The sequence below is a fragment of the Bacteroidales bacterium genome (assembly GCA_018334875.1).
In the GTDB taxonomy this organism is placed as follows: domain Bacteria; phylum Bacteroidota; class Bacteroidia; order Bacteroidales; family UBA12077; genus JAGXLC01.
In genome coordinates this window covers 1-8,643 of record JAGXLC010000169.1, presented here as the reverse complement: position 1 = coordinate 8,643, position 8,643 = coordinate 1, and the positions used below count along the sequence as shown (strand labels likewise).

7 protein-coding genes are annotated in these 8,643 nt (G+C 42.9%); 3 read left to right on the top strand and 4 right to left on the bottom strand.

The features are described from left to right. The first annotated feature begins 376 nt into the window (after positions 1-376). Positions 377-532 carry a hypothetical protein gene (locus KGY70_13065; GenBank protein MBS3776117.1) on the top strand — a complete coding sequence of 52 codons (156 nt, stop codon included), beginning with the start codon at positions 377-379 and terminating at the stop codon, positions 530-532. Here the strand turns inward: KGY70_13065 and KGY70_13060 are convergent. Further along, complete coding sequence (locus tag KGY70_13060) at positions 522-2,297, bottom strand: alpha-L-fucosidase (GenBank protein MBS3776116.1); 1,776 nt, start codon at positions 2,295-2,297, stop codon at positions 522-524. The genes KGY70_13065 and KGY70_13060 overlap by 11 nt on opposite strands. A gap of 246 nt (positions 2,298-2,543) precedes the next feature. Here KGY70_13060 and KGY70_13055 point away from each other — a divergent pair, with 246 nt between their 5' ends. Next, complete coding sequence (locus KGY70_13055; protein MBS3776115.1) at positions 2,544-2,756, top strand: hypothetical protein; 213 nt, start codon at positions 2,544-2,546, stop codon at positions 2,754-2,756. Here KGY70_13055 and KGY70_13050 read toward each other — a convergent pair. Then, the gene (locus tag KGY70_13050) at positions 2,734-3,507 is read right to left on the bottom strand and encodes a hypothetical protein (GenBank protein MBS3776114.1); all 774 of its coding nucleotides are present in this window, start codon (positions 3,505-3,507) and stop codon (positions 2,734-2,736) included. The two genes, KGY70_13055 and KGY70_13050, sit on opposite strands and share 23 nt — an antisense overlap. 104 nt (positions 3,508-3,611) lie before the next feature. Between KGY70_13050 and KGY70_13045 the strand changes: the two genes are divergently transcribed. After that, entirely contained in the window at positions 3,612-5,000 is a 1,389-nt protein-coding gene (locus tag KGY70_13045; protein ID MBS3776113.1) for a Gfo/Idh/MocA family oxidoreductase, read from the top strand. A gap of 326 nt (positions 5,001-5,326) precedes the next feature. Here the strand turns inward: KGY70_13045 and KGY70_13040 are convergent, their stop codons facing one another. Together KGY70_13040 and KGY70_13035 are read right to left on the bottom strand one after the other, a co-directional pair. Continuing rightward, a complete protein-coding gene (locus KGY70_13040) occupies positions 5,327-7,417 on the bottom strand; it encodes a hypothetical protein (protein ID MBS3776112.1) in 2,091 nt (696 codons plus the stop codon). Between the two features lie 11 nt (positions 7,418-7,428). After that, positions 7,429-8,325 (bottom strand): sugar phosphate isomerase/epimerase, encoded by an 897-nt coding sequence (locus KGY70_13035; GenBank protein MBS3776111.1) that lies wholly within the window; start codon positions 8,323-8,325, stop codon positions 7,429-7,431. Positions 8,326-8,643: the final 318 nt, after the last annotated feature.

Sequence of the window (8,643 nt, the reverse complement as noted above, 5' to 3'; positions counted from 1 at the left end):
ATCCCTGGTGCAGGCAAATGCTGCTATAATCAATAGCAAAAGCACTATATTTAAAGGTTTCATATGGACCTCCCTAATTATAATATGATTTATGATTGATTGAACTCAGTCTTCTACCCCAATGGGATTGCCACGGCTCGGTTTTCCATTCTTCAAAGCCCACCGCAAAAAAAAAATTGATTGATTCATGAAATTTTTAACTTAGCTTGATGGGATTGGTCAATATATCCATTTCATTTTCCAGATATTCTTTCAAATTTATGCAAAAATTATGGAGTCTGGTACTATGATTAGGCTATCATATTGCTTTTTAATCTGAAAGACAGAAATTAATAAATATATATACTTTTTGATTTAAATGATATAAACAAAAGCAATGCATGATGAAAAGATTATTACAGTTTCTTCTCGAATAGAAAAATGTGGAGATAACTTTCAGGCTGTCTGGAATGAAGAAGAAAGGGTGAGTGACATAGCGGTGGAGCTGCCCCGGGGAGTTTATGCAGGAGAAAGTGTGACCATTAATTTATAGGCCTCAATTCCATCGATTTGAAATACATCAAATGCTCATCTGAAGCTTCCTTCGGATAAATTTTCACCAGGTGTTTTCCTTTTTCATTAAATTCAATTTGACCCATCTTAAAAGTGTTATATTCATACCAGCCCTCCGAGCCAATTACCTGTGATTCCAATTCATTCTCCCCGGCGTTGACAATATATGGCTGACCTTCCCATTCCGGACGTGCAGAGTAATTGATGAAAATATTGTATGAGCCTCGAACCTCAACATCAACATGCCATTGGATCAAATCTTCCGGCTTTTTCCACTTGGATATGTGATACTTCCCTTTACGGTTATAGCGTTTTATGGCACTGCCTTTTGTGATGGCGTTTTTGCATTCCAGTTGAATGGGTTGATTCCCTTCCTGTTTAATTATCAAAGGATCAACGTTGGGGTCCCCTTCAATTTCAAGCACTGCCACTGAATTAATTTCATCTGCCGGATCAGAAGGGAGAGATATGCGGATTTGATCATCATTTCTTTTTACATCAAGCTTTTTTTCCTTATCTACAAGCATATATGCTTTCCTGATGACATTGTTCAATCCCTCAATTTCGAGCTTTTGATCTTCGGGCCATTGAAATATATGCAAATAAAGCTTTTCACCTTTTCTGGTTATCCTGCCCCACGGCCTGTTATCCGCAAACGGAGAAGCAGTGGTACCATATATGCTTTCACTGTTTTTTTGCATCCATTGACCGACTTTTTTCAATATTCTTACGGAAGCTTCCGGTATTTCACCTTTCCCGGTGGGGCCCACGTTCAACAAATAATTGCCGCCGTTGCTGACCGTAGTTACCAACTGACGAATAATGCGTTTTGGCTCTTTCCAGGTGGTATCAAACTTGCTGTATCCCCAGGTTTGATTGAGGGTCATTGGAGTCTCAAAATATTCACCGATCCCCCAATCGGCTATTTCCCGATCCCCCAATTCCTGGTAGTCACCCAATAATTCTTTGTGGTAATGACCTACCCGTCCGTTAACCAAACATTCAGGCCGGATATCGTGGGCCAGGTTCACAAATTCCTTCCCCTGCTCCTGGGTATACATTCCCCTGTCAAACCACATTACTCTTGGGTTGTAATTGGCAAGCAATTCTTCTACCTGGGGCTTTGATTTTTCTTCCAAATATTCTCTGAAAAGACCGGGATAATCCATCGAATCGAGGTTGGTTTGAGAAGAATCAAAATCCCAGGTATTCCCGTAAGCATAGGGATGGTTCCAGTCTTCACGATGGGAGTAATAAAAGCCAAATCTTATGCCTTCTTTCCTGCAGGCTTTTGATAATGCCTCCATTGGATCTTTATCATACCGGGTGTAGTCAACAATATTGTAATTGCTCACCTCTGAGGGGTACATCGCAAACCCATCATGGTGCTTTGCGGTGATTACCATGTATTTCATCCCGGTGTTTTTTGCCAGATCAATCCATTCTTCTGCATCGAATTTTACCGGGTTAAAGGTTGCAGCTACATCACGGTATGCTTCAACAGGGATTTGAAAATGGTGCATGATCCATTCCGCGTTTTCTCCAACAGGTACCTGTTGGTCTTTCCATTCTCCTGCCAGTTTCGAATAAACTCCCCAATGGATGAACATCCCAAATTTGGCTTCCTTAAACCATTCTAAACGTTCTTCTTTAGTAATCTCAGTTTCCCTGGGAGCAGGTCCTTCACAACTTTTAAAAAGGATTGACCCCATAATGATACATATCAATAACAGTTGTTTTTTCATAATCATAAGATTAATATTATATGTAAAGCTTCCCCTCAATATTTTTTCTTACTCTGCAATTCCTTTCTTCAAATAATTTTTGCCAGAACAAGCAAAGATAATAAATAGGCAGTTGTTTAAAAGGGTGGCCAGAAAAAGCTGGTTTTGCAATTTTTAACACAGCGAGTAACCGTCAATAGACAGGATGTCATCCCAGGTAGAGAGCGAGTCATACCAAATAGGCAAGTAAAAAGAAACATTCCTTATATGGTACCGATGCAAAGGGAAGGCAAATGGAATACCTACGAGGTGGTTTGTGTAGGTGGCACCATCAAACTATCGGTAAACGGAAATTTGGAAATGGCATCAGCCAATCTTCACAGCAGAAAAGCTACATCTTCTTGGAATCGGAAGGTTCAGACATCCATTTTCGGAATATCCGGATCATTGAATTTCCTTAATCGTCAAACCCCGGTCTGACAAAGCTTCTTGCCCTGGGAAAAGCATTTTCTGTATTCCTTCGCAGTTTTTCCAGCAGCATCAGGATATCCAGGATTCCATCAGCCTGATTGGGAAAGCATTCGTGCAGTTTTCCCCATGCAGCAATGGAATTGTCCATTCCTATTAGAGCTACTTTTACCGAACCATCTGCATCTGATGGGAAATCAGCATCAATTTCTTCCATGATTAGGTCATGGCGGCTGGAAAGTGCCCGCATAAGCTTTACATAAATCTGATGCTGATACCACCGGATCACTTCAATGGCATCGGTAATACGGGCTGCTATATCATGAGATTGTTTTTCATGAATGCCCAGGTTCATGTTTTGATTGAACTGGTTTTCCATATCTTTGAAAAGGGTTTCGTTTTCCTGAAACCATTGGTCTACCAGGTCACCATATTTTTTGGCTGCTTGCGATAATTCGTTATTCCGGGCGTCTTTTCTCCTTTGTTCCGATTCTTTTTCAAATTCCGGGTCCGGGGGAAGATTATCAAGATCGATACCTTCTTCCTGTGCAATATATTCCAGCAGTTCTTTGGTCTGCTGAAAGTTTTCATGGATCTTCTCCCAGAATTGTTCAGGGTCTTCCGTAGAAATGTTGCCGGTATCTTCAAAAACCATACAACGGTCTGTAAAGGAACATCTTTCACACCAGCGATCACAGTAATTGTAAATGCCGGGAATATATTTCGGATTACCGGCACGCTGCAGAATTTTTGGTTTTTTCATAATAAAATGATTCAAGATGTTTACAAATATACTTTTTTGAAATTGAAAATGATTTGTTACATTTGAAAAAAATCCTCCTATTCTATCAATTAAACCATTAAATAATGAAAAATAAAAAACATTCTGAAAGTAGTTCAAAAGGCATGACAAGGAGAGATTTTCTTGCAACCGGTCTGGCTGCATCGGCAGCCATTACCGTGGTACCTGGTCATGTGCTGGCCGGAAACGGCAGAAGATCACCCAGCGACAAGCTGAACATTGCCGCCATTGGTATTGGCAATATGGGTTGGAACGATATAACCAATGATGTTCTGAAGGAAGAAAATATCGTTGCGTTGTGCGATGTGAACGAAGAAAACCTCAAGAAAGGTTCAAAAGAATTTCCCAAAGCCAAAACCTATATTAACTGGCGAAAAGCCCTGGAGCAAAAAGATATCGATGCGGTTTACAGTGCCACCACGGATTGTAATCATGCCTTTATCTCTACCTGGGCTATGAACCGGGGTCTCCACGTGTATTGTCAGAAACCTTTGGCCATTACTGTTGAGGAAGCACGGACGGTGCGCAATACTTATATGAAAAATAAAGACAAGCTCAGCACCCAAATGGGCACCCAGATGCATGCCCATCCGAATGTCCGGCGTGTTGTTGAGCTCGTCCGGGGTGGAGCCATCGGTGCTCCCCAGGAAGTGTGGGTATGGTGTAGCCGTGAACCAAGAGAAGTGATAAAACACGGTCAGTACTTCACGAACATGGGTCCCGCCCCGGAACATCTTCACTGGGATCTGTGGGTAGGACCCAGTCCTTACCATCCGTTTAATCCCGGCTATATTGGTGACAATTGTCTGGCATGGAATTGGTTCTGGGACTTTGGCGCCGGACAGATCGGTGATATGGGCAGCCACATGATGGACATTGCCACCTGGGCGCTGGACCTGGATTACCCCGTTTCCTGCGAAGCTACCGGTTCGCCTGTTAAGAATGATACCTGTCCCTTCTGGCTTGATGCCACATGGGAACATCCGGCCAATGACTGGCGACCGCCGGTTAAGGTGCACTGGAGCGACGGGGGCAAAAAACCTGAAGGCATTCCCGAAAACGATCGGTTCAAGGCCGTAGTTATCAAGGGTGAGAAAGGTTATATGGTTGTTGATTATGGTTATCGTAAGATATGGTATCACAATGGTGACACTGCCGAAGAGGTTCCGGAAATTGAAAAGGGTACCATCCGGTCTACCGAGGGTCCTTTAACGCACTACCAGGAATGGGTGGATGGCTGTAAAGACGGTCCAAAACCACTCTCCAATTTTGATTATGCCGGAAAGGTAATAGAGAACAACATGCTGGCCCTTGTAGCTTATCAAACGCGGGAAAAACTCGAGTGGGATGCCGAAAATATGAAGGCTACGAACTGCAAAGAAGCAGAAAAATATATCAAACGCTCTGAAACACCGGGTACCACCTACCGCCAGGGCTGGGTACTGAATGGATAATAAATATGGAAATAGGGGGGTATTTTATTACCCCCATATTTTTTGTCCATTTAAATGCTGTAATCCCGGGTTAAAAAAATTCTTCAGATTTATTAGTTGATATTGGTCTCCATTATACTTTTAGGAATTTCCCTTTAAAGCTATATTCTATTAGGCGCTCTAACGAGGCGCCTGTATAATCGGTGGGATTTGTGCTATCGCTATTGGCCTTCTACGAAGGCGATCTTGAAGGCTCAGGCCTCAGAAATAGTTTTATAAAAATTATTTATTACAGAAGTGCTGGAAAAACCACCGATAACCTTATTCCCGGGGATTTTAACATGCGGTTAATCCGACCCTAATTGGGGAAAGGCGATCTTCACCTTTTTCCCGGGTTTTATGACTGTGGTGCCATAGACCGTTCCATTCCCGGAGGTATGGATCTTTCCATGTGTAAGGGAAAATTCCCCTGAACTTTCTTTAAACGGAAGCACTTTAAATGTGCTGATGGATCTGCTTATTAGATCGTTAAAAGCAACATTTACCGTGTCTCCCGAATAGGAATCTATGGTGAACCGGGCATTTCGCCCATACAATAAAGGATAATGATATATAATCCGGGCCATTCCTACCTTATTTCCGCCTATTTTGGCTTTATAGCGCAGATTGCCTCTGCCGTCGGTTAAAGTAACCGGGTCTAATGAAAAATTTTGTGCTTTGTTTTCCTCCAGTTTGCCCTTTTGCTCATACCATTGATCTCCCAGTTTCAGGTGAAAATCCCGCGTATATTCCGCGTCTGATTGCCTGGTGATTGTAAAGGAGGATATTGTATATTCGGTCGGATCCTCACAGGCGAGGCTTCCCTGCAGAAACCATACATTATTGTTCCGGGGTGCCTGATATTTGGCTGAGAAAGTTTGATATTCACTACTGGTTTCTACCTCCATTACGGATTGCTCACTTCCCCTGAGTGTTGAATACTGCGATTGGGTGCTCCAGTTCGAAGTGCTCATATCAACGGATAATTTTCCCTTGCCGCTCTCTGATTTTGCCCGGATGGTAATCTTATAGTTTGCCCCGGGAATGGCCTGGGGCGTGCTTCCATGGAAAAGATAATTTTTGATCTGGCCGCTTTTTCCTCCCTTTTCCTTATTCTGGTAACTTTCTTTATCAGGAAAAGTGATTGTCTCGGGTCCATTGAGTTTCATGTAACCTTCCCGGTAATAATTCACTTTGTTGTCTCCGCCGAAACCGGAAACCTTTTCGTAATCAGTGGTATGCCCGGCGATGATCTCGGGATTGTTGAAAAGGCTATAAGAGCGCATTCCAATGAGCTGAAGCTGTACCTTCTGTGAAGGGATCACATCGTTCGGGAGGATCTGAAGCTCACCGTCCTGCAGAAAAACAGGAAAGCTATACCAGTCATCCGCTGTTTCATCATAGCTGGTGCCTTCCGGTACTTCCCATTCATGGGTGAAATCATCGGCCCAGTCTCCTTTGCCTTCATTTCTCCATGATCGTGTTGACAGGGTCTTATCCGTTATGGTAATCACACTAAATTCATTCTTGTTGTGTGTATCACGAACGAAAAAGCCCTGGCTGGGTGGTTCGATGAATGCCATCTCATGGCCCCAGCTTCCGTTAGTTCCGCTGTATCCTTCATTATCGTTGTTGTCATCAATTACATAGCTCATGCAATGTCCATCTCCATTAAGGAATGCTTTGATCTGCGGGTTTTCATGAAACAGGTTCCACCACCACATCTCGGAATGACGCCAGCCCCAGTCATGGCGGTTGGAAGCGCCAGTTGTTCCTCTGACTGGGGCATGGGAGATCAGAATGGTCGTCTTATCAGGATAAGCCTGAACCATATATTCCACCCATTCTTTCTGGGTTTCATGAATTTTTTCTATAGGCCCTTTATCTCCGATTACCAGGAACAGGATGTTGGACCGCAGCATGGCATAGGTCGGCGTAGTAATTTCCCGCTCCTCCAGGAGCACCTGTAGTGTTTTATATGGAAAGGGAGACAGATTGTTGTCGTACTGCTGGTAATTCACAATATCGTGGTCACCGTGGGTCAGATAATAGGGAAGATTCAGGTTGCTGTAAAACAGTTCTTTCCATTCCCCTATCCATCGGGTTTTGTCATGAACGGCATCTCCCAGTCCCAGACCAAAATCCACTTTGGGAATGCGGTCCATCACATCATGGGTCATATCGGTAAGATATTTGCTCGCTTTGTTTTCAGAATAGGAGTCATCGGCAAACATGCCCTTGGCATAATGCTGATCGGTAAATACGGCAAAGGAAATGCCTTCCTTTGTATCCTGTGCATGGAGCGAATTAATTTGCAATCCAGTTGCCATTATTAAAACGAGGCCTATCAGCAAACCGTTGGCAGATTTAAGCCAGTTTAAATTTATATCGCTTATCATGGTAAAAATTTTTAACTGCTAACTATTTTTTGGGTTCTGTTCACCAGCTCCTTCAAGCCTTTCAGGCTGTCACCTCCCCTTTGTTCAAGGGTTATCCAATCGCTGTACCCGATATTGTCCAAAGCCTTCATAACTTCAGACCAGTTGACATCCCCTTCCCTCAACTGTACGCCAAAACCGGCCGAATTTCCCTTTTCATTGGCAATTTCACGGCTGAACTCTTTGATATGTACTTTGGCAATACGGCGCCCAAGTATATTGATCCACTGTTCGGGCCAGCCGTATCTCAGGATGTTGCCACAATCAAAATAAAATTTAACGTAAGGACTGTTAAACTGATCCAGATAATGTACCGCTTCCATGGGGCTTAAAATGAAATTGTTCCATACATTTTCTATCGCTATGGTTACCTTGAGTTTCTCCGCCAGGGGTAAAGCCTTTTTTATCTCTTCAATGCTCCGGTACCAGCAGTCATCATAGCTGGTTGTCTCATCTACCCTTCCGGGAACCAAAAGTACGGTATCTGCCCCGTAAGCACTGGCATCTTCCAGGGAAAGTTCGAGAGCTTCCCTGCCTTTTTTGCGTGTTGCGGGATCTGAGGAGGAGAGGGGTATATTCCAATGTTTCGAGTTACAAACACTGGGAATCTCCAATCCTGTATCATCCCGGGCTTCCAACACCTCTTTTCTGTTCATATGACTCATCACCTCTACACCGCCAAAGCCGGCCCGCTTTGAGAGCTGAAACTTCTCGTGGATGGTATCTCCCGCACCAATTGTATTCCACATAATACCTATTTTCAGATCCCGGGCCGATGGTGTGGCATAAGCCGGAGCTCCAAAAGCAGATGTAGCAAAAACAGCCATGGAACCCATTGCCGATTTTTTAAGAAATTCACGCCTGTTCATATCTTTGAATTTTATTTGTTTTTTAAAAATAATAAATTCAATTGAAAACCTAACCTGGATTATTCATAAATTTTTATAAATATGAATAAAATGCAGAGCCTGTACCGCAAAGCGGTATTAGCCCCGACTTAGGTAGCCTGTCCCGAACTTGATTCGGGAAACTTAAATTTTTTTAAAAATTTTTAGTGAAACTTAGTCGCTGTCGGAGACAGGAATAATTCAAGAATTATTCGGGCTAAAATTCAAAGTACAAAATTTGGAATTGTAATCCATGCCTTATTAATTTTAACAAATTCAAATTTTAACTGAAGTCCTATG